This window comes from Anabaena azotica FACHB-119, assembly GCF_014697625.1.
GTDB lineage: Bacteria > Cyanobacteriota > Cyanobacteriia > Cyanobacteriales > Nostocaceae > Trichormus > Trichormus azoticus_A.
In genome coordinates, this window is the sequence record NZ_JACJSG010000048.1 from 21272 (window position 1) to 43161 (window position 21890).

General features: G+C 42.8%; 17 protein-coding genes and 1 tRNA gene. 6 read left to right on the top strand and 12 right to left on the bottom strand.

The genetic code is table 11. The annotated features are described in order from the left end of the window. Positions 1-103: 103 nt before the first annotated feature. Positions 104-176, top strand: a tRNA-Glu gene (locus H6G83_RS27445). Between the two features lie 90 nt (positions 177-266). Here the strand turns inward: H6G83_RS27445 and H6G83_RS27450 are convergent. From H6G83_RS27450 to H6G83_RS27460, 3 genes are all read right to left on the bottom strand, one after another. Next, positions 267-815, bottom strand: coding sequence for an SRPBCC family protein (locus H6G83_RS27450; protein ID WP_242044855.1), 549 nt, complete (start codon positions 813-815; stop codon positions 267-269). Positions 816-843: 28 nt separating this feature from the next. Then, positions 844-2865 (bottom strand): sensor histidine kinase, encoded by a 2022-nt coding sequence (locus H6G83_RS27455; RefSeq protein WP_190477946.1) that lies wholly within the window; start codon positions 2863-2865, stop codon positions 844-846. Positions 2866-4091: 1226 nt separating this feature from the next. Continuing rightward, a complete protein-coding gene (locus tag H6G83_RS27460; RefSeq protein WP_190477948.1) occupies positions 4092-4424 on the bottom strand; it encodes a ribbon-helix-helix domain-containing protein in 333 nt (110 codons plus the stop codon). Between the two features lie 70 nt (positions 4425-4494). Between H6G83_RS27460 and H6G83_RS27465 the strand changes: the two genes are divergently transcribed. From H6G83_RS27465 to H6G83_RS27475, 3 genes are all read left to right on the top strand, one after another. After that, the gene (locus H6G83_RS27465) at positions 4495-4773 is read left to right on the top strand and encodes a hypothetical protein (RefSeq protein ID WP_190477950.1); all 279 of its coding nucleotides are present in this window, start codon (positions 4495-4497) and stop codon (positions 4771-4773) included. 89 nt (positions 4774-4862) lie between these two features. Continuing rightward, positions 4863-5381, top strand: a complete 519-nt coding sequence (locus tag H6G83_RS27470; RefSeq protein WP_190478009.1) for an HNH endonuclease — start codon at positions 4863-4865, stop codon at positions 5379-5381. A 16-nt stretch (positions 5382-5397) separates the two neighbouring features. Continuing rightward, positions 5398-5787 (top strand): alr0857 family protein, encoded by a 390-nt coding sequence (locus H6G83_RS27475; RefSeq protein ID WP_190477952.1) that lies wholly within the window; start codon positions 5398-5400, stop codon positions 5785-5787. Positions 5788-6414: 627 nt separating this feature from the next. On the opposite strand, the gene H6G83_RS27480 is transcribed toward H6G83_RS27475, so the two are convergent. The 5 genes from H6G83_RS27480 to H6G83_RS27500 form a co-directional block, all read right to left on the bottom strand. Then, positions 6415-7590, bottom strand: coding sequence for a helix-turn-helix domain-containing protein (locus tag H6G83_RS27480; RefSeq protein WP_190478010.1), 1176 nt, complete (start codon positions 7588-7590; stop codon positions 6415-6417). A gap of 489 nt (positions 7591-8079) precedes the next feature. Continuing rightward, a complete protein-coding gene (locus H6G83_RS27485; protein WP_190477954.1) occupies positions 8080-8274 on the bottom strand; it encodes a hypothetical protein in 195 nt (64 codons plus the stop codon). Positions 8275-9401: 1127 nt separating this feature from the next. Further along, a complete protein-coding gene (gene lnt / locus H6G83_RS27490) occupies positions 9402-10955 on the bottom strand; it encodes an apolipoprotein N-acyltransferase (RefSeq protein WP_190477957.1) in 1554 nt (517 codons plus the stop codon). Further along, positions 10936-13512, bottom strand: coding sequence for a DNA topoisomerase (ATP-hydrolyzing) subunit A (gene gyrA / locus H6G83_RS27495; protein ID WP_190477959.1), 2577 nt, complete (start codon positions 13510-13512; stop codon positions 10936-10938). The genes lnt and gyrA overlap by 20 nt, the downstream gene beginning before the upstream one ends. A 234-nt stretch (positions 13513-13746) precedes the next feature. Next, positions 13747-15051 (bottom strand): chloride channel protein, encoded by a 1305-nt coding sequence (locus H6G83_RS27500; protein WP_190477962.1) that lies wholly within the window; start codon positions 15049-15051, stop codon positions 13747-13749. A 195-nt stretch (positions 15052-15246) separates the two neighbouring features. Here H6G83_RS27500 and H6G83_RS27505 point away from each other — a divergent pair, with 195 nt between their 5' ends. Next, positions 15247-15465, top strand: a complete 219-nt coding sequence (locus H6G83_RS27505) for a hypothetical protein (protein ID WP_190477964.1) — start codon at positions 15247-15249, stop codon at positions 15463-15465. Between the two features lie 119 nt (positions 15466-15584). Continuing rightward, a complete protein-coding gene (locus H6G83_RS27510; RefSeq protein WP_190477967.1) occupies positions 15585-16505 on the top strand; it encodes a histone deacetylase family protein in 921 nt (306 codons plus the stop codon). 205 nt (positions 16506-16710) lie between these two features. Here H6G83_RS27510 and H6G83_RS27515 read toward each other — a convergent pair whose 3' ends face one another. The 4 genes from H6G83_RS27515 to H6G83_RS27530 form a co-directional block, all read right to left on the bottom strand. Then, positions 16711-19167, bottom strand: coding sequence for an nSTAND1 domain-containing NTPase (locus tag H6G83_RS27515; RefSeq protein WP_190477969.1), 2457 nt, complete (start codon positions 19165-19167; stop codon positions 16711-16713). Between the two features lie 2 nt (positions 19168-19169). Beyond that, positions 19170-20237 carry an nSTAND1 domain-containing NTPase gene (locus tag H6G83_RS27520; RefSeq protein ID WP_190477971.1) on the bottom strand — a complete coding sequence of 356 codons (1068 nt, stop codon included), beginning with the start codon at positions 20235-20237 and terminating at the stop codon, positions 19170-19172. Between the two features lie 231 nt (positions 20238-20468). Further along, positions 20469-20792, bottom strand: coding sequence for a hypothetical protein (locus tag H6G83_RS27525; protein WP_190477973.1), 324 nt, complete (start codon positions 20790-20792; stop codon positions 20469-20471). Positions 20793-21253: 461 nt separating this feature from the next. Next, on the bottom strand, positions 21254-21883 hold the full coding sequence (locus H6G83_RS27530; protein WP_190477975.1) for a Uma2 family endonuclease: 630 nt from the start codon (positions 21881-21883) through the stop codon (positions 21254-21256). Positions 21884-21890: the final 7 nt, after the last annotated feature.

Here is a 21890-nt window from a genome sequence, read left to right on the forward strand (position 1 = left end):
TCACCAATCCCCAGTTCCCAATCTCCAATCCCAAAAATTTATTTGCTAAACCTATTGACATACCCTAAAAAATCAGTTAACTTATATAAAGTCTGAGATTGATGCCCCCATCGTCTAGAGGCCTAGGACACCTCCCTTTCACGGAGGTAACGGGGATTCGAATTCCCCTGGGGGTATTAAAAACAAAATATAGGCTAGTTAAGTTTCAAGACTTACTAAACTCAAAAATCCTTTAGGCTAGAGCCTGAAGGATTTGAAGTTAAAGCCTAGAGATTTTGATTAGCTAAAGATTCTACTCGTTGGTAAATTGCCAGCAGATTAGACCTAAGATCCTTACTCAGACGACGCTCAATAATTGTGATGGGCATAGTCAACTTAGGCCAAACTTGGATGGTGTAACAGAGTTCAGTGCCAATTGAATTATCAAGGTTACAAGGCTGTAAACACCAACTACCAGAAAAGCCCTTGAAATCTCCCTCTACCATTTGGAAATTTATTTCTTTAGGGAAATACTCTTCCAAATCCAAAACCACGCGGGCGCAAAAGTTGAAATTGAGTAGACGTTGAGAACCAACTTGTTCAAGCCGAATACCGCCTTGGGGATGGTCTAGAAGACGACTTTTAGCAAGGTTGGGGATGAAGTCAGCTAAGGCTTCGTAATTTGTTAGCACCTTCCAGACTTGCTCTACTGGTTGGGGAATTTGCACTCTAGCTGTAATTTGCCGTTGGCGATCGGCGATTTTCTCAACTTGGACTTCTACAGATGGTAAATTCTCGGTATCTGCAACTAATTCGCCATCTAAATCGGGGTTCAATTCCCAGTCTTGTTGTGTGTTGTATTGTTTAGTCACTGTTAGAATATGGTTTGCTTTCGTCAGAAAACTGGGGCAGAGTCAGGGTAAAGCAAATTTTGCTGAGTTGAGAACCAGGAATTGGGGTACTCTCAACTGCGATCGCCCCATTTAGGTGCTGCACTAAGGACTTGACTAAAGCCAGTCCTAAGCCAGTCCCTGGAGTCCAGCGACCTCCTCTACCGCGACGGAACCTATCAAATATATAGGTCGCCTCTTCTTCGGAGATGCTACGCCCTATATTTGTCACTTTAATCATAACTTGATCAACAAGCTGATCAACTCGGTGACTAGTGTGTAAGTCAATGATGGTATCACGGTCTGAGTATGTATAGGCGTTATTTAATAACTCTTGGAGGATGCGGTCAAAACTTTCTAATTCTGTTTGCAGTTTTAAAGGTTCTTTGGGGATGTCTAACTTTATACTTAGTCCCTTGTCTGCCAGTTTTTTAGTTAAAGCACCACTTAAATCTTTGATTTTGGCGTTCAAATCAATATTTTCTACTTTTGGTGGTTCTTGCTCAGATTCCAGTTTTTGCAGAGTTAGCAAGTCATTAATTAAGTTGATTTCCTTAGTACATTCGTTTTCCAGAATGTCTAAGTATGTTGACTGACGTTCTGGAGAGATTCCCGGTAGACGCAAGTTTTTGATGGACATCCTCATATTCGTCAAGGGGTAACGCAAGCGATCGCTGATGTTGCTCATAAATTCGTCTTTGAGCTGATTCAGTTCACGTAGTTGGTCTACGTGTTGCCGCATTTTTTCGTGCAGTCTCGCTTGCAACTCCAGGCTACTTTGAAGTTTTGCTGTTCGGTCATCAACTAAGGTCTGGACTTGGCGCAGGGTTTTTGATTGAATAATCGCATTGCTCACTTGAGCGCAGACCATTTCCACTAAATTTAATTCGGCTTGCTGCCAGTTACGCGCTACATTCTGCTGTAATACTAAAAAGCCCAATATTTTACCTTGGTTCTCCAATGGCATTAACAGCACAGCAGGCATTTGAGTGATGGCAAATAATGGAGCAACAGGCGTGGCATCCTGAAGGTCTGTGTAGTCATTAATAATGACTGGTTTACCTGCATCGAGGAACACCTTTTGACATAACCCACAATCAGCCAAGGAAAAAGACCTAGAGGTTGAATCTGTGGGATTTTTATTTTCTCTACGCCATTCACTGACCACATCAGCCTTAGCTTGAGGAATTTGTTTTTTAATAGGAGTTCTAAATAGTGGATCTGTATATTTCAGTAGAATCAGCAAACCCCGATCTGCTTGTAAACATTCAGCAGTGGATGCTATGGCTAGTTGGAGCATTTGATTGGACTCCAAGTTGCTACGACTTAGTATAGTTAATTGTTTAATTAAGCTCTGATGTTGATTACTCTTTTGCAGGTATTGCTGCTGAGAGGAAATTAACTGCGCTTGTTTGACTTGGGCAAAGGCGATCGCACAAGCTGTTTCTATCGTCTTCAGGATGTCTTTTTCTGATTGTTCCCAATCGTGAGCCTCAAATTTAATCAGACTAACCACACCATTATTTTTACCACCAAAGCGGGTAGGAATTGCCAGGACTGCCTTGATTGGTAATGGTAACTGCTGACATCCTGTCACCAAACTACTACGAATTGTGGAAATTTCATCGATATTACGTGGTTCTACCGCACATTGCAAAACTGGTAATTCCATCATGAATCTTTCTGTCGATAACATCTCATTGGGGAGAGGTATTCCCAGAAATTCGTCACAACACCAATTAGCCGTTACCGTTTCCGTTGAGTCTTCGTCAGCAACTGCAACTAAACAGCAACAATCTGCACCTGTAGCAGTTCCCACCAACTGGGCAATTTCTTGCAGCATCGCTGCCGTTGCTGGACAGGTGGCAACGATGTGATTAATCCTTTGTGCTAACTTGTGAGCTGTTTCTTCCTGATGTTGCATCAGTTTGACTAGGTAGGGTTGTCGCTCTTGTCCATCGGGGTACTGTGGCGGCAGTAATAAACGTTTTTTCATGGCTAATATGCTTAGAGATTGATACCCCATTTTTTTTACGTCCAACTTCTTGGCTTATTGACCTTGAGTTGTATTGCTGCACCTGATGGATGGGAGAGTTGAGAGGAAAATTTTCTCTCATCTGTTATAGCCCTTTTCTATTGCAGATGACCAAGTTAACTTTAAATTAAACTAATTTACTCACGACCATAACAGCCAGCAAAAACTGGTACTTGCTTGATCCAGTCAATATTATGTTTTTTGCTGCCAGCCTGAGTAGATGGCATTGATTCAGAATATCTTGTTTGTCATTCTATATAAACCGTAATTTCTCTAGATTCAAAACTATGACTTCATTTTGATTAACCGCATTAGTACTGTGGTGTGGCTGGGGACTGGGATTGGGGACTGGGGATTGGGGGGGTAATTATTTTCTCCTCTGCCCCTCTCTCTGCCCCTCTGCTCCTCTGCTCCTCTGCCCCTCCCCAGCCTCTAGCCTCTAAAAGATTGCAGCCTAGTTGCCCTTGTGAGCAACTAGGCTGCACTGAGCGGAAATATAAATTTAACTTGGTGAAGTACCTACACTGATACTTTCCGGCGGAACGCTCCGCGAACGTATACAGTGTGGGCTTCCTGTCTCATTTGCTATTGCTCTGTTAGGAACATTGTAAAAACAATGTGCGTTACCAAAAACGCTCTGAGCCTTACACAGCATCTCTGGACTTTCGTCCTTTATCTCTTCAAACAGAGAACCCAGGCCGCCGCCCGCCTCCCGCAGGCAGTTAAATTGTCATCAGCGCAACATCACATGGAATTACAGCAATGGCTTACCAGTCGGCGATGTTCCTTCCCCCTTGCTCACGCTCGTTACCTCCGCTAGTAGAGACGCGATTAATCGCGTCTCTACAGGTGTTGTTTGCAGCCGTGTGGGTGGGTCAACGACCATTTATATATTACCATAAATATGTACATAACATGAACATATTCATGGAGAAAAAAGACTTACATATTCGTATATCTTCTAGGCGACACGACAAGCTCAAGTCTTACGCAAAGGACAAGGAAAAAACAGTGACGCAGCTTGTCGAAGACTGGATTGATAGGCTGCCCAATACCAAAATTGGCGACGAATTGACCCCACTCCCTGATCAACCTATCGATTGATAATGGTCGGAGGTCAATTCGTCGCCGAGAAAGCCATTCACCCCACGCTCCCCTGATGGGTGAGACGTGGGGCTTCTGTCGGATCAAGCTAAACTCTCGACACTCAGGGGAACCATATCGCCATTTCTCGTTAATCCTAATAACATAGGTTGTTGGGGTTGGATGAGTTGACCTGTAAGTACACACCGTTCCTCTTGTTGAGCTGTGGCGGCTATACTGGCTCTAATATCGGCTCGTGAAAATCGCGGTTTCCACTCACCGGATTTTTGCTGCACATAATTCCAGAGGATATCGCGGATAAGTGCTTGATACCCCTGATTGCCAGCGATTTCTTTGAGTTTCTCTTTCAGTTCTCGCTCTAAACGGATGCTGGTAACTTCCATATCGGTTGTTGGGGTGCGAGCGATTGTATGCATGACTTTTTCTCCTAAAAGTATAGACAGGATAGTAATACAAGTGTAGTATGTTTAAAGAAATGTTCAATAGGTGAAATTTTCTGTGATATCCATTTACCCCATCTCCATCTCTACTTCCTTGCTTGCAACCAACTGCCGATTTAGTTGGGAATCAGGCTCTGTGGGAGTGGAGTATTTATTTATGGGCAATGGTAGCCGCGATGGTCTCCGACCAGGCTTTGGCGATCGCAGGCAAATCGCAGAGGGAAATCATGAATTTATTTATGTCAGCATTGATCAACTGAATGCTAAACCACAACTAGATACCAGAAGCGGGAGGTACAGACAGAGATATGCTGTACCAAAATAAGACCAAAAATCACGGTCTGTTTCTTACCCCCGCTTCACCCAAACCAGAAGCGGGGGTTTTTTATTAAGGAGTGAGATGTGGCTATCACAATGCCAGTGTTAGAGCAATCTGTGGTGGTATTTTCGCAAAATTACTTGCCACTGTGTCGAGTCAATATTAAACGGGCGATTGTGCTGTTACTAACAAACAAAGCGGAACCATTAGTCGGTTATACAGAAAATGGGTGGCGAGTTCATTCACCCAGCTTGGTAGTTGATGTACCAAAACATATTCGCTTGAAGATAGCTTCTATTGAGAGGACATGGAAAGTTCCGCCTGTGAATCGGCGGGAAATCTTGCGACGAGATCATCACAGTTGCCAATATTGCGGTAGCAAGAAGCGACTGACTTTAGATCACGTAATTCCCCGTTCTAGGGGTGGTTCCCACAGTTGGGATAACGTGGTTGCGGCTTGTGAGCGATGTAATTCTCGTAAGGGAGACAGAACTCCGGTGGAAGCTGGTATGCAGTTGCGTACTAAACCTAAAGCCCCAATTCACCCAGCCGTTGCTTTTGGATTGAATCAAGGCGCTCAGTTTTGGATAGATGTGCAAGCAAACCTGGAATAACAGGAGAGCATAAGGAATGCTGAAATTAACTTACACGGAAAACAGCTTTTATTTGGAATGTCTCACCCTGTCTTTAGAGGAATGGGTGACGCAACGAGTAATTTTCTCGCTCAGAGTAGGTCAAAACTTGTGTGTTCAACCTAGTACCGCTTCCTTTTTGCTCCCCGTAAATTTACCAGGAGTAGAAGCACTGAAGACTGAAGCTAGACGCGCTGACGGTGGCATCATTGACTTAGCTATTTGTGATGCTGAGTATATGGAAGTCACTTTGCGCGGTTCTTGGCTGTCAGATGGTTCTGAGGAGGCTGATGGTGTGTTTGTGACTACGATGAGCGATCGCACCGAGTTTTTCCTGCATAAACTCTGGCAAGAAGCCCAATCTTGCGCTTCGGTGATGAGTGAGTGAGGGTTTGGGTAAGGCTGTAGGGGTATAAGGGTGTAAATTTTCAAACCCTTACACCCCTGTGTTTCTGGAGAAAAAAGTGTTGCTCCTAGTCCCTACCCAAAATGCTTGCATTAAATATTTTGCCAAGCGATCGCTACTACATAGTAATTTACGTCTAATGTGAATTAAAATCTTGTAATTGGCTAGACATTTGTAGGGGCGGGTTAATCAAATATCATCAACAATTAACGATGATCCCGGTGAACCCGCCCCTACCGAGTCTCATTAGCTCCCGGCATAGGCTATTGTTTGGATAATCAAGGTTTTTCTAATTCAACCTGAGTTCGACCAGCGTTGTTTTGACCTCACCCCCAACCCCTCTCCTACGAGGAGAGGGGAGTAAGAGGGTGATTTTTTCGTTTCTCCTCCCTCTCCTCGTAGGAGCGAAAAGTCTCTGGCGAGGCTTCCTCCGTTCAGAACTTTTCTAGAGAGAGGGAGGTTGGGAGGGAGAGGTTCATCGAACTCACGTTAATTCACATCAGGCGTAATTTTGAATATTCAGGCATTGCAAAATGAGGATTAAACATTTATCCAACAAAAATTAAGAATACGGTTTAGTTAACTCCTAACTAGCACATTTTCTAACCCTTATATAGCAAGTGTATTTTTCAAGATAATGTGATTTTTGCCATCAAAACTGATTAAACCTAGTTTCTCTAATCTGCCCATCAATCTTGTGATTGTAACTCTGGTAGTACAGCAGGCACTAGCAATATCTTCATGTGTCAAACGAACACTTAGGCGAGTTCCTTGTGGTACAGGCTCCCCGATTTCTTGTTGCAAAAGTTGCAATAAACTGTGCAAACGCTCTTGTACATGAAGCTTTCCACAATTCGCAAGTAAACATTCTGTCTGCTGTAACCTCTGATTAATTTTTTGTAGCAGGCTATGATTTAATGTTAATGAAGCGGCTATTTCTGCTTGATCAAAGGATACTACTTCAACATCACACAGAGCTGTTGCTTGGTAAACATCTAATCCAGTCATACTAGAGCCAAAAACCATACCAGTTTTAGCCAAGCCTATCAAAACTTCTTCGCCCGTTTCACCGAAGGTGCTGAGTTTGACCACTCCCTGATGAACACACCATATTACTTGTGAGTCCAGACAAATATCTTCTCCTTTAGAATATTTATGTACAGGACGACCTTGGGTAATGTCACTCTCACTCTGAATAGTGATTGGTTTGGTTTGCTCTTGTTCTATGATTTTACGCACTAGCCAGTATAGAGATTTTGGTTTACCCTGCTGATTACGGATAACTTTGACTGTCAAGGCTGCATTCCATGACTCACCATGACGTTGCTGCAAACAAACAACTAACTCTTGTGTTGTATCTGAGTACGATAATTGGTTAAGTTGAGTGCGAAAGTGTTGACGCTCTTGGAGTGGGACAAAGTTAATTATAGCTTTGCCCAACAGGAATTGTTTTGAAATATTGAGTAATTTAGCCGCCGCCTCGTTTGCTTGTTGAATTACACCTTCTGCATTAGTTACTAAATAACTATCTGGTGCTAAGTCGAATAGATTTTGGTATTTTTCACGTTCTGCTTCTAATAAATTTTGTGTTTGTATTAATTCTTCATTTTGCAGACGCAGTTCTTCCATTGCTAACTGTGCCATTCTAGCAGAGCTAACTAGTTCTTGAAGAGCTTGCGGCAACAACTCTGGGCTAATCCAAGGCAGTACACTAGCAGTCTGATATAAAGACGCTAAATCTTTGTGCAATGCTTCTGTACGTTCGGTCAATAATTCTAGATTCACTTTAGTTGTTCTTGATGATGAGGTGATAAAGCTTTGTTGTAGTTCGGGTGGGTCAATAACACTTTTTGATCTAGAAGATTGGTCAAGCATTTTCAACAATACTTATTTGATTAAGTGTAATGGAAAAACTTGATTCTACTACAATGGTTGTTGAGATTGTTATTTTTAACTTAACATTCTTGGTAAGCTCATAATGAGCAGAGCAATACTCGTCCAAAGATGAAATCGCTCTATGTCTAATTCATGTATTGCTAGGTCTATCCTAGTGGCTGCTAATAGCAATACTGTCAGTATTAAGCAGAAAGCATAGTAATCTAATTTTATATTTAGAATTTATTTTAATTGCAAAATATTTATTATTAATGAATAACATACCTACCAAACCTCAGAGTAATTAATGTAGGGAAGGAGTATAAAGGAGATGACTCAATTTGCTCTTTCCGCCTTTCAATTAGTAATTGATTAAAGATTATCTAATAGCGAATATACTTATGCTTCAGATAACCAAATCATGGTTTCATAGCCGATTCTATCTATTTTTGGCTCTAGTTTCATAGGCATTACTACCAGATAAAACCAGTTGTTTGACTCTAGTCGGCAACTTTTGACTATGCCTGTACCACCGATAAATTTTACTTCTTGACTTTCACTAAACTTAGGTGCTGCCAAAACGCTTGTAACCATTGTTTTTCACGTATTTGTGTAATACGGGTTATCTAACGTTTTACCTCCTTAACAATCAGCTATTGTCCGTCGCTAGGTTCAACATTTTCTCTGTCAGTAGTTTTATCTTCAATTTGTAGACACTATATCTAGGGTCAGTCTTTATACTCTCAACAATACAACCAAGAGGTATCTACCAATAGGTAAATAATTGCTACTTGCTGAGAAAATAAACGCTGATAATAAACTGAAAGTAGGCGTAGGTTTGATGTGAGCCTATTTTTATCCATACTGGACATTAAGCTGATCTAGATTTTTCTGCCAACATCAAAGTTAAAAGATAAATATTTTTGTATCGGTGATAACTAAAAAACTTTACTTTTAAATCCTCTATAGATAGAGGAAAAATCAAGATAACAAGATGTTATTAATATTTGAATAAGCTGATTTAAGGCTTCTCCTCTTGATATCAAACACAAACTCCCAAACCACGTTCAAAAAAGTTAGGGACTTCCAGAAAATAAACTATGCAATTTCTCTGCCTCAAGGCAACTGTCTTTCCCCCTGCCTTTCTTCGGTCATAATCAAACTAACTGTAGGGTGCGTCAGCCCCAATAATTTCGTACACATTCTGTGGATTTTCCACATCTGACGCACCCTACCCCATGTGCCAGTTGCGTAAGTCCTGTTTTTTTAATTGGAAGTCCCTTATTATGGATTCCTACCTGTTGCAGACCTAGAACTAAAGCAGAGATGTCAGCAATAATTGCTTCGGTAGGGGTGCGTGGTGCTACCAACTCTTCGTAATGAGTCAGATTATCCTTTGGTACAGGCAGATATCTGCGATCAACCTTGCCATTATATCGTGTCCGGTAAAAGACTTATCATTAAGACTGCAAGGGGGCAGGGGGAGAAAGAGTTTTCACCTTTTTGCACAGATGCACCGAATTACAACTAATTAGGCGGACATGATATTAGAGGTTAGAGGAAGAGCCTCCAGCAGCATAAAGACTGACGGAAAATCAATGACGCGCAAGCCCCTAGATTCATTTATGGGGATAAGCGTCTAGGCGATCTTAATCGCCATCCAGTATGGTATAGTTGGTAAAGATTGGCAGTAAGTTTTGTTACCCTCTACTCACCTAGTCTTAATTGCGAATTACGAATTTACCCAAGACACTTAACCCTAACAATAAAGGCGTAAACCAATCGCCCCAACGCACGTATAAAGTTTTTGTCTGGCGGCGGTAGATTGTTTCTGCATGGGTTTCGTAAGTGTTGTATCCTGATATCCACAAGGTTTTGCCGTGGGGATCAACAAAAGCTGAATATCCTGTATTTGTTGCCCTGACTGACCATTTATCATTCTCAATTGCCCGCATGATATCTTGGGCGTGATGCTGGAAGGGCATGGGCGAACTGTAATGAGCATCGTTGGAAGAACTGAGAATAAATTGCCCACCTGTAGCAGTTTGACGGCGAAATACTTCCGGGAAGGCTGACTCGTAACAAATCCCGACAATTGCTTTACCAAATGGGGTGTCAAAGATTTGATTGGGTAAGCCATGAACTTGATGTTCGTCTAGGGGTGACAAACGCTGAATCAAACCGCCAATAATTTCTTCAAAGGGAATATATTCGCCTAAAGGTACTAGCTTGGATTTATCGTAGCGACTGGTAATTTCACCTTGGCTGTTGACGGTAAATAAGCTGTTTGTATAACTACGTCCTCTTTCACCAAAAGCACCTACCCAAGCAACCACACCCTTTTCTCGCACTGCTGAGAGTAGGGGGGTTGTGGGTAAGTCACGCTGGAAAAATGGTAATGCGCCTTCTGGAGTGAGAACTGCATTTACACCTTGATTGACTAATGTTAAATATCCCTCTGTGTACCCTGTAATGGCAAGTCGCAAGCCTTGGGGAAGGAGTTTAATTTTGTTGGGAATATTGCCCTGAACAATGCCTACTTTTAAGGCTGTGTCTGGGGGTTGGGCGATGGGGGCATTGTATAAATAAAAGCCTATGAGATGTAGGGTAATTAATAATACGGTGGCTATTGCTAAATATTTACTGATTAACCCCTGTTTGCGACTTAACCAGCCTTCAGCAATTATACCGTTGATACTGACGATCGCTGCTGTGACCAGATTAGGCCCGGAGATTTGCCCCAGGTGTAAAATTACTAGGTTGTGTGGCGATTGGGTGTAAGCTAGGGAACTCCACCACAAAGGCCCGGCACTCCACAGGCTTTCTAAGGCACACCAGATAGCGGTAGCAATGAGGATACGCAACCAGGATTTTTGTTCGGTGAGACGGGTTAAGCAAGCTGCCCAGATGGCAACAAACAAGCCACCGTAGAGGCTAATGAATGACCAACAAAAGGTGGCGATCGCCAAACTCGGCCACCAAGGTACACCTAACCAGTCCATAGGATGGATACCAGTAATCCAAAATAGGGCTACGCCGTGGTAGCCGATACCCCAGGCTAGGCCGAGTAGGGGAGATGGGGGAGAGTGGGATTTGTTTTTGCGTTTGCGGGAGACTACTAATACCCAGAGGGGGATTAGGGCTATCCAAGCTAGAAACCAGGCGTTGAAAGGGGCTACGGTTAGCCCCATGAATACGCCGCTAATTAGGGAAATTAGGAGAGGGAGGAGGGAGATTAGCCTCTCTCCCTGCTGTTTATTCAACTTCTGCGGCATCACCTGTGTCGGGGGGAACTATGGCTACTCCGGTAATGGCATCGTCTTCATCCAAGCGTTGGACTCTGACACCTGTGGCCGATCGCGATTGGATGGAAATGGCATTTACGGCTTGACGAATAATGATGCCACGATTTGTTACCATCATGATTTCGTTATCGTTGTTGACGATACCCAAGGTGGCTAGTTGGTCTTTGGTTTTGCGGTTCTTAAATTTGGTCGCCATTAAACCTTGACCGGCACGATTTTGCAGGCGGAATTGTCCGACGGGAACTCGCTTACCATATCCTCCCATTGTGATGACTAATACCCAAGGGCCGATGCTGCCGTTTTCTGGTACTTCTGCGGTTTCTTCGGTGGTTTCGATATCTTCGGTTTCGATATCTTCGACTTCCTCTGTATTTAAAGTATCGAGAATTGCTGCTGGTAAAATATCCATGCCTACAAGTTCATCACCTGTTTTCAGTTTCATGGATTTCACCCCACGGGTTGCCCTACCTAGAGGACGGAGTTGTTCATGGTTACATCTAAAGTGAATTGCCATACCTAAGCGAGAACCAACTATGACGCTATCCTCGACTCTGGCGCGACGTACCCACCGGAGTTGATCGCCTTCTTCTAGGGAGATGGCGATTAAGCCGTTGGCGCGGATGTTACTGAAGGCTGCTAGTTCTGTTTTCTTGATGTTGCCGCCTTTGGTGAGCATGACGAGATATTCGTCGCTGCTAAACTCGTCTACGGGGACAATTGAGGTAATTTTTTCCTCTTTGGGAATTGGTAGCAGTTGGACGATGGGTGTTCCGCGACTGGTGCGGGAACCGACGGGGATTTGATAGGCTTTGAGACAGTAGACGACTCCGCGATCGCTAAAAAATAGTACGCTGTCATGGTCGCAACAAGTCAAGAAATGCTCTACGGTATCATCATCTTTAACTTTAGCTGCGGCTTTACCTCTGGTGGCCCGGCTTTGGGCTTCAAAGGTATTGACGGGCATCCGTTTGATGTAGCCTTGTTCTGTTAGGAGGATGATCGCTTTTTCGTTGGCGATGAGGTCGCGATCGTCAATTTCTCCTTCGGCGTGGGTAATGACTGTGCGGCGGGGTGTGGCGAAGCGGGTCTTGATGTCGGTGATTTCGGTTTCGATGATTTCGAGGATACGTTCCCGCCTTGCTAAGATATCTTGTAAGTCGGCTATTTGGGTTTGTAAGTCCTCGTGTTCTTGGCGGATTTTGTCTGCTTCTAAGGCTGTTAACCGTCGCAACTGCATCTGCAATATTGCATCAGCTTGGACTTCAGAAAGCATATAGGTGGTGATTAATTCACCTTTGGCTGTGGGTGTATCGGAAGCACCGCGAATTAAGTTGATAATTGCATCTAGATGTGATAGGGCAATTAACAAACCTTGCAGGAGATGATCCCGTTCTTCGGCTTTCCGCAGTTCGTAGCGGGTACGTCTGGTAATTGATTCGATGCGGAAGTCGAGGAAGACTTCGAGGAATTGTTTGAGGGTGAGAATTTGCGGTTCACCGTTCACCAACGCCAGCATATTTGCCCCAAAGTTGGCTTGTATGGGCGTTTGCTTGTAGAGGTTGTTGAGAACTACGCGGGGGTAAGCGTCGCGCTTGAGTTCGATCACGATTCTCATACCGTCGCGATCGCTTTCATCCCGGATGTCTGCAATCCCTTCTATCCGTTTCTCATTCACCAACTCGGCTATTTTCTCAATTAACGCCGCTTTGTTGGTTTGATATGGTAATTCGGTAACAATAATGGCTTCTCTATCTGGTCTTCCCCGATGTTCGATTGTTTCAATGTTGGCGACACCGCGCATGGTGATAGAACCGCGTCCGGTGGTGTAGGCTTCTTTAATTGCTGCCGTTCCCAGGATTTGTGCGCCTGTGGGGAAGTCCGGGCCTGGGATGTACTGCATTAACTGGAGGTCGGTGATTTCTGGATTGTGAATTACTGCGATCAACCCATCAATCAATTCTCCCAAGTTATGGGGCGGGATGTTGGTCGCCATCCCTACGGCGATCCCCGAAGAACCATTCAGCAGTAACTGGGGGATGCGGGATGGCAGAACTGTGGGTTCTTGTTGGGAACCATCGAAGTTATCAGCAAAGTCTACGGTTTCCGATTCGATATCTTGCAGTAAGGCGGCGCTGGTTAAGGCTTGCAAGCGACATTCTGTATAACGCATCGCCGCCGGGGGATCGTTGTCTACAGAACCAAAGTTACCATGTCCGTTAATCAGGGGCGATCGCATGGAAAAATCCTGCGCCATCCGCACCAAGGCATCATACACGGCTGTGTCGCCGTGGGGGTGGTATTTACCCAACACTTCCCCTACTACACGGGCGCATTTTCTAAATGGGCGATCGTGGGTTAACCCTAACTCGTGCATGGCGTAGAGGATGCGACGATGCACAGGTTTTAGACCATCCCTGGCATCTGGTAGCGCCCTACCTACTATCACACTCATGGCGTATTCCAGATAAGACCGGGACATTTCGTTCCGCAGATCCGTCGGGATAATCCTCTCCTGTGAGGTTGTCATAGCCTAAAAAACTCCAAAAAAATTAGATTTTAGCCTTTGCACTTAGCAGAGCGCAAAGTTACGCAAAATTTCTTCTGAATAATTGCCATATTTTGATACAATTCTAACACAATATTCCTTGTGTCTGCCGGGGTATGTAACCCTTATGTCTAGACAAAAATCTTCTTGTTATTTTAGTTAAACAGCATTGTTTTATTACAAATAAAAAATAATTTTAATTTTTATTTGTAAAATTTATTCCAGGATTTCTTCAAGAGATTGCTGTGTCTTGAGTTGGGAGGCAATTAAAGGAGCTTTTGGTGCTAAAAAGAAGCCGATTAAACTAGCAAAAAGAATTGGTGTAAAAGGAGTAAAATTAGTCAATTTTGATAACAATAAAGTTGTACTGATTGGTGTGCGCGTCACGGCTGCATTAATAGCTGCCATTGTACAAATCATAGCCAGTGCGGGATTCAGCCCTGGAATTAAAATTGCGACTGCTTTACCTATACAAGCGCCAGTGAAAAATAAGGGAATAATGAACCCACCTCGCCAGCCTCCGGTGACTGTTATACTGATAGATGCCATCTTACCCAAGGCTAAAACCAACAGGAAAACAGCAGGAAAGTTGCTGCTTAAAACTGACTCTAATTCTTCATGTCCAAAATAGCGGGTGAGGGGTAAGAAAACTGCTATTGTGCCTAAACCCAATCCTGCTATTGTGGTGCGAATATATATAGGGCCAGGAAGCATCGCTAAGAGTCGGTGACAGCCACGAAAAATCGCCATGAAAATCCATGCGGCGATCGCCCCGATAATACCAAACAGAATGGCTAAAGCAAAATCATCGATGTTATCTAGGGTGTACTGGGGAAAATGCCAAGTGGGCGCAATTCCTAAGCGGGTGATGAAGGCAAATACTAGATAACTAGCACAACTAGCGACAATAGCTGGCATTAAGGCTTCATAGTATTCTACGATATGCTGATGGTGGAGAATTTCTAGAGCAAACATCGCCCCACCCAAAGGCGCACCAAATAAAGCAGTAAAACCAGCCGCCATTGCTGCTAAACTCATGGATCTGAGGTCTTCGCCTTGGAGACGTAAGCGATCGCCTACCCAAGTACCAAAAGAACCTGTTACCTGTACTAATGGGGCTTCTGGGCCTGCACTACCCCCAGCCGCAATACTTACTAAAGAAGCCAGAATCATCGAGGGATTTTTGCCTGCATCCAACCGCCCGCCACGAAAATGGATATTATCAACAATTACAGCAATTTCCCCAGGATTCCCTAAAAAATGGATAACCAAGCCAATAATTAACCCAGCTATGGGCATCACTATTAGCAGACTGACACCCGTAAATTTTTCTAGTTGGTGAAGTAGAAGTTCCAGAATATTCCAGTACAAACCAGCAAACAAACCACATACAGTCCCTACCACTACCCAGCGTAAAACCCACCGGGAAATCACCAGAGGGTTACGCCTTGCTAGTCCAAAAAGTTGGAAAAACTTCCAGCGTTGAGATTGGTCTGTGCGATCGCGGTTATTTGGTAGCACTGCTGATTTCCTAATGAATGGCGCAAATGTTACGGAATCTTGATATTTATTTATGGTAATGCTCTTTGGTAATTCTGGGGAGTGGGGGGAGATGAGGAAGAATAACTAATGACTAGTGACTTATAAGCCCCGCGATAGTGTATGGCTCATAGCATCAAAGTTTAAGCTAGTGCCTATGTGTTGAGGGTAAGAGTCATGAATAAAGAAACTGTTCCTAGCCAAGCTGAGAAGATGAATCCTGAAGGTGCGCCTTTAAGTCCAGAAGTTTTGGATATGATAAAACATCCGCCAAAAATGGACGATGTAATTCGTGAACAGTCACCAGATGAAAAGCGGGGAAATCAAGCTTTAGTCCCAGAAATGCTGGATGAACCAACCGACGAAATGACAGGTTTCTCAAAAGATGAGTGCTGAGTGCTGAGTAGGTATGTCAGTGAACAGTGAAAAACAACTGATAACTGATAACTGATAACTGATTAACTCCCCAACAGAAGATACAATGACATTCAGTATCTTCGTGACAGCCTGTCGCCATGTTCCCAGTTATCTATTCCGATGAGTTTCTAGATCACAAAACTGGAAACTACCACCCAGAAAGACCAGAACGTTTAACAGCAATTGTTCATGCTTTAAAAGAGGCGGCTTTTGCTGAAAAAATCGCATGGCGTGAACCTACAGCAGCATTGGAAAACTCATCGGTAATGCAGCTTTTGGTCAAGGTTCATAGTCCAAACTATGTTAATAAAGTTAAAGAAATTGCGACTACTGGCGGTGGTTATTTGGATGGGGATACACCTGTTTCGCCTCGCAGCTATGATGTGGCTTTATTGGCGGTGAGTGCTTGGTTGGATGGGATTAATACTGTGTTAGAGACAGAAAATCCGGCTTTTGTGCTGGCGCGTCCACCTGGACACCATGCTGAAGGTGATACGGGAATGGGATTTTGTCTATTTTCTAATGCGGCGATCGCAGCTTATTATGCCTTAGAACAGCCGGGAATTAACCGCGTGGCTATCATTGATTGGGATGTACATCATGGTAACGGTACGCAGGCGATCGTGGAAACTAACCCGCAAATTGCTTACTGTTCTCTCCATCAATACCCCTGTTATCCTGGTACGGGTAGAAGCACAGAACGGGGTTTTCATAATAATGTCTTAAATGTACCCATCCCACCCGGTAGTGATATTTCTGTATATCAGCCTTTTTGGGAGAAAAAGGTAGTCCCGTTTTTAACTGAGTTTCAACCTGATTTGTTGATAGTTAGTGCAGGTTATGATGCTAATGCTGATGACCCTTTAGCCAGTGTTAATCTACAACCACAGGATTATGGTTTATTTACTAATTATTGTTTGGGAATAACTCGTAAAATCTTATTTGGTTTGGAGGGGGGTTACGATTTGGATACGCTTTCTCAGTCTGTTGTAGCGACTATTAATAGTTGTTTGGTGTGAATTTGTAGGGTGGGCATTGTCCACCATAAGTATTATATGGTGTTAATAGAATATACTTGTTTTATAATTACTTTGGTATAGGTAAATATATTATTTAAAGCTCACGCAAAGGCGCAGAGACGCAAAAAAGAACGCAAAAGAAGAAAGTTGAAGTTATATATTTTGATTTTTTAAATATTCTGGTAATATGAATTTTGAATTGATATTATTCTTCTTCTAGTAGTTGTTCTATATATTGCTGTACTAAGGGTACTTGAAAAGTGTTACCTTCTGGGGTGAGAATTTCTTTGCGTGCTAGTTTTTTGACTAGTTTGCTGTCTTGGGGGGTGGGGGTTTCGCCTGCAATGAGACGAGTTAGTAAATGGCGATCGCTTTCTTCTAAGCTTGTCCATAATTCCCGAAAATATTGATCACCTCGTTCTAGTGCGATGGGAATTATCTCTTGGACATCGGCTAATGTGGCTTTGGCTGTATTAGGTTGTCTTCTATTTGCTCTGATGTCACGATTTAGCAATTCTACCAATTCATAGCACAGCAATTGCACGAGGTAAGGTTGACAGCGAGTAGTTTGGATAATCTTATTTACTGCTTCTGGTTCGTAAATATTGGTGAAGTCTTCTATTGGTTGTAGAATCAATTCACGGGCTTCTGATTCTTGCAGATAAGTCATTCGCAAGGCGCGAGTGTTTATTAAATAATCACTCCAGTAAGCATCAAGTTCAGATAATTGGTGGGAACCACTGAACAGCAAAATCCATTGTTTTTGATGTTGGAGTAGGTGACGAATAAAGTTGAGTGGCGCACGGCTATCTGTGGCTTTGACTACTTCACTCAAGCGTTCAAATTCATCTAGACAGAGAAGAAATCGCTTACTAGAATGACTGCGTTCTATTTCTGCTAACCAAGTTTGCAGTGCGGGAAATGGATCTTCATTCAGCTTTTTGCTATCTGGATATGGTAAGTTTAGCCTGCGGGGTAAGCGTCTGGCAGAATCAATAATTTGTTGGGCTAGATTTTCGGCAAATCCTTTGATTGTGGTGGCTGATGCTGCACCTTGTACATCTATCAGCAAAGGAATGATATCTGAGGTGACTTTATAAGGTAAATATTTGAGTGCGGAAGTTTTGCCTGTTCTTCGTCCACCGTATAGTAACAAAACTGGGGGTTGGTCAGAAAGTGTCAAGGTTTCGATTTCTCGAAAGATATCAATTCGCCCTTTAAAACGAAACTTGGCTGTTTCTGGATCTAGTGAATTACCAGCGATATAAACTTGGCGAATTTCTTGTGACTGTTTTGCTGTTTCCTCTAAGGTACGTTGTGCTAACTGTAAAATGGTTAACCAGCGATCGCTTATGCTGCCAAACTTGGTAGCTAATGAAGCATTTTTCCCAAAAGCTAGAATGTTTTTCAGTTCGTTTAAGGCGTTGATAGGAGGATTGAGTAATTCATATCGGCGATAGGGTGTTGTTGCTTCTTGTGATGCCCTTACACTTTGGCTAATTTCTAAAAATTGGGGTAAAACTGTGCCGAGTTCCTGTGGTGGTGGGTAAGGAATCCAACTCAGTTGATAGGCGATATCCTCAATATCTCTCAATCTTCGACATTGATTCAAAATATCTATGGTAATTTTAATAATTGCCTGTCTAGCGACTTTTTGTTGATTTGTGGATGTAATCAGGTAATCAACAATTTCACGAGCAGCAGTTGGGTTTTCCTGATAAGTTTCTACAATCATCTTATCCATGAAAGGCAGAGGCAGAATAATCAATTCATCAAAGTGAGGAGGTAAATATTCTAAATAATGTCCTTTTTTTTGGAAGCGAGAAATGAAGAAAAGGATGAACACCCAGATCAATTCTGGCAACCAAAAGCAAAGCCGTAACATACTCAAAACCAATGATAGGCCTGGCGCAATGCCTACTCCACCAAACAACAAGCTGCCCATCACGCCTACAGCTACAGCTTGTGCTACGTCTTTCACCACAACCACGTCATTACTTCCCATCGTAGCGGAAAACAACAAGCCTAGAGCTACACCTACCGCCACACCTCCCGCAACACTTCCCGCAATACCTCCAGGCACACTAAATACTACACCAATTATTACACTGAAGATCACACCTATCATTATGGTATCCACACCATAGAACATCACATCTTCCAACACATATCCCGCTAGAGCAAATGACAAGCTTACCATTATGCCTGAGAAAAAACAGTTCTTCGGGTCTAATACTACAGGTGATGAAAATCTATCTGCCACCAGTATAAGGAGGGCAAAAAGTAGTATGATTTTGAATTTATTTCTATTAACAATACGATTTAGGATCTGTCCGATTACACAACCCAACAACACACCCAAGCCTGAAAACAACCAGTTAAACGACTCACCACTAGCGATTGTATAAAATGATGCAATAAATAACAGTGAGAATATTGGTGCTAATGCAACTAACCACCAAACCTGTCCGGCATAGCGACGCAATCGAGGGTTAGATTGAAACTCAGATTTTTTATCAAAGGGGTTATCTCTGGGCTTTAATTCTGGATGTATATCGCGCAGCCAGCGTTCAAAGGTGTAAGGCTTAAAGTAAATCCAATAGAGGAGGCGGACACATTCAGCTACATAATTCCAAAGTTCTGATGTTCGAGATTTACTCATCGCTACTTAATCCCCAGCTGGTCACGTACAAAATCCCAAACTTGGTTCCAGTTCAGCACACCCACAAAACCCAGAACAACCATTACTATAAGTGTCATTCCAATTATCCAGCTACCCAAATCACCTACAGTTTCGCCAGTGAACTTGGTGAAACTACCCAAGCGCTTGGGCAAATCCACAAATATAAACAGCAGCCATTTTTGCCAATAGCTTTGTTGTTTTCCCGATGCAGGAAGATTAATCTGTTGTTCAAACTGCTGTCTCGCCCATTTGATTGGCTTACCTGTTTGACGTGCTTCCCACAAATAAGTACCTGCTAGTTGTAGCTTATAAGGATGACGCTGACCCCACTGTTGAGCATAATTCTGTTCATCTTGATTCAACACTGCACCCTGACTAGAACGAGTTGGTAAGCGCGTCAGTTCAATTGCTTCATCTGTAGTTAATTCTCGCAAAACAATACAGTGAGCAATATTGAAAAAACTGGAGACAAATCGATGTTCTTCACCATAAACCCTGAGTGATTTGCGGGAAGCTACTACCAACATCAAGGCGTTGTCTTCCATGAGCGATCGCAAATTATCATAAAATCCATCGTTAAATTCCTGGGGATAGTCGAACAGGCTTTCAAAATCATCAAGACACAGCACAGGTAAAACTTGCTGCTGTTCCATCGCCTTGATAGCCTCGGAAAATGTCTGTCTATTCCACGATTTCGGCTTCCAGGGATTATTTAGAAATCGCCTATTGTTACCAAGATTACCCCAACCATTAGCTACTTCTTGATAAAATCCCGCCTCAGTTTGACAATTGGCGTTTCTGAGTGAGCGATAAATTACTAGATAACGATTCGGGTTTTGTACTCGCTGCTGCCAAGTCAGATAAAAATAATACAGCAGTGAAGATTTGCCAATACGCTTATCGCCGACAATATTGATACTCGTCGGCTGTACGCCAGTCATGCGAGAGGCGATCGCGTGTAATTCATCTTTCCGACCAACAAACAATCTGGGGTCTTCAATCATCCCAGCAGCCACAAAAGGATTAGCAGGCAGCGAACTGGATGTCATGTATTGTTTTTAATATTAATTTAATTATTTAAGTGCAATTACTTAAAATAATAACATTAATAATATTCTCAGCCCCGTGAACTCTTATTTTCTCTCTGTGTCTCTGTGTCTGTGTGGTTGAATAAATGATTTTTTACCACAGAGGCACAGAGGCACAGAGTTAAGAGGTTATATTCACCTTGATAGAGGCATTGCCTACCAAAGTCATGATATGGCGCTGCACTGCTACAGCTAGTTAGGCTCAGATTCAATAGGCACAGTAGGCACAACTTGAGGTTTTTCTAGTGGTGATAACTGTTGTTGTATATTTGGTTTATCAGGAACCACCTTTAATACAGTCTCTTGATTAGTTCGACTGCTTTTGATTAGTAGTTGCAGTTCTCGCTCAAACTGCTCTCTTCCTTGTTGAAAAAAGTTTGGCTCTCTAGGAATTAAACTATTATTAATCTGTGAATTATCGTTAGCTGCTACGGGTGAAGTTAATAGTAGAGTTCCTAAAGAAATGCCTACAGTTGTAGCTAACGTTAAGAAGATTTTTTTTTCACTATTTTTCATTTTATCCCCGTGTTAACAGGTCAACACCTGTTGAGATTTAAGAGTAATTTCTACTCAAAAAGCGTTATTGACTTCTCACATTAGCTTTTTGGGATTATTGCAGTTTCGTCTTCATTATAACAATTTCATCCCCACTCCTTAGAAGATATCTCTTAAGTATTAAATATCTCTTCTGATTCCCTCTAGCCTTAAAAAGGGGGGAAAACTTCTCAAATTACCCCTTTTTAAGGGAAATAATGGGGTATGTACTTGTCTTGAATCTGACTTTTCACGTGATGTGGAAAAGCTAACGCCAGACCTAACCCCCCAGCCCCCTTCCCTAGTAGGGAAGGGGGAGAAATTAAAGCCTCTCTCCTTGCAGGGGAGAGGTTTGGAGAGGGGTTTTCTAGATCCCGTGAAAAGTCAGGTCTTGAATACAACAATAAAAAGTTTTCAGACATCCTCTAAGTGCGCGGTCGAGCCTATGTTAGTGGAATGGCAGATTGAAAAATCACCTCAGCAGTCAGAGCCAATTCGGGAAAAGTTAATGATTCGATGCGATCGCCATTTCGGAATTGCTTAACTTGATATTCCCCTTCAACTAACGAATAAATCGAGATAGTTGGTTGTTTAGGATTACCAATAAATCTTTTCCCACCCAAAGCCGCATAATCTACAATCCAGTATTCAGGAATGCCAATTGCTTCATACTGTCCAAGCTTGGTGAAGTAGTCATCACGCCAGTTTGTGCTGACAACTTCTATAACTAATGGAATTGATGATGGCTGACTAACTGTTGATTTACTCCTCCATTTTGGCTCATTGGCTAAGTTGAGACGATTCAACAAAAGTACATCAGGCAAGAAAGCAGATTCACCTTCATTGGATTGAACAAACCCCATTTTAGGAATGTCATAGGGTTTTGAAAGACGGGCGCACTCCAACAAAATTTGCTTGATTAAGAATGCAATAAGTAATTCATGATCTCCTGTTGGTGGTGGCATTTGTTTGATAAATCCATTATGCAGTTCGTAACGTAACTGTGTTGAATTAGCAGGATACCAGTCTAGAAACTGATCAACACTAATCGTCATCGGTAGCGATTGAACCATTTATCTA